Source organism: Micromonospora sp. B11E3 (assembly GCF_039871625.1).
Taxonomy (GTDB): Bacteria; Actinomycetota; Actinomycetes; order Mycobacteriales; family Micromonosporaceae; genus Micromonospora.
The window spans coordinates 1-515 of the sequence record NZ_JBDPMC010000265.1 but is presented as its reverse complement, the minus strand read 5'-3'; the positions used below and the strand labels follow the sequence as shown (position 1 = coordinate 515).

Annotated in this window: 1 pseudogene; it reads left to right on the top strand. The window is 67.8% G+C overall.

Features of this window, described 5'->3' with window-relative positions:
- Window positions 1-291: pseudogene (locus ABGB16_RS34000) on the top strand (hypothetical protein); the annotation flags it as partial.
- Window positions 292-515 lie beyond the last annotated feature (224 nt).

Below are 515 nucleotides of genomic sequence, written 5' to 3'. Positions count from 1 at the left end.
CTGGCGCTGGTGTTGGTGCTGGCGGTCGGCTCGGCAGTGACCTTCGGCGTCCTGACGAGCTTTCTCGCCGAGTTGTTCGACGCTCCGGTCCGCTACTCCGGCATTGCCCTGTCGTACCAGCTGAACGCGGTGTTGACCAGCGGTCCCGCACCATTCGTGGCGGCCGGGCTGTACACCTGGGCGAACAGTTCCTGGCCGGTCGCGGTATACATGATCGCCGGCTCCCTGGTCGCCCTCGTTGCCCTGGTGGCCGCTGGACGGAGGCCTGCCAGCCCCGGAGAGCATCGATAATCGGTGCGCCGCCAGCCGACACGGCCGGACAGGGCGGGAGCGGAGTCTGAGTCGGAAACCCCAACTGAGCTTGATCTTTACCCCGTTCGGCCGGCATGGCACGCCGTTCGCGCACGGCGGCGGGCGGTGGAATGGCTGGTCGACAACTCCCTGGTCGACGACGAAACAGGCGAGTGCCCTGCGACGCGGCTCGGCATGTCCACCGATCCGCCAACGCAACAGCG